Below are 258 nucleotides of genomic sequence, written 5' to 3'. Positions count from 1 at the left end.
CCCGGCAACTGGCCGGGATGACCGTCGAGTACATCGCCAACGATGCGCGGGCGACCAAGTTCGACCTCAACCTGGAGGTCACCGACCTCGACCAGCGCCTCGGCTGCTGCCTGACCTACAGCCGCGACCTGTTCGACGAACCGCGCATCGCGCGGATGGCCGGACACTGGCAGAACCTGCTGGAGGCGCTGCTGGGCGACCCGCAGCGGCGCATTGCCGAATTGCCGCTGTTCGCCGCCGAGGAGCGGAAGCAACTGC

At 68.2% G+C, this 258-nt stretch carries 1 protein-coding gene; it reads left to right on the top strand.

Going from position 1 to position 258, the window contains the following annotated elements; all coding sequences use genetic code 11:
- On the top strand, positions 1-258 hold a 258-nt coding region (locus tag ACLJNW_RS26395; RefSeq protein WP_410961536.1), incomplete at both ends, for a condensation domain-containing protein.

The sequence above is a fragment of the Salmonella sp. SAL4457 genome (genome assembly GCF_046548235.1).
Classification (GTDB): Bacteria; Pseudomonadota; Gammaproteobacteria; order Enterobacterales; family Enterobacteriaceae; genus Salmonella; species Salmonella enterica.
Note: the sequence above shows the minus strand (reverse complement) of the source record. Positions and strands in the feature narration are given on the sequence as shown.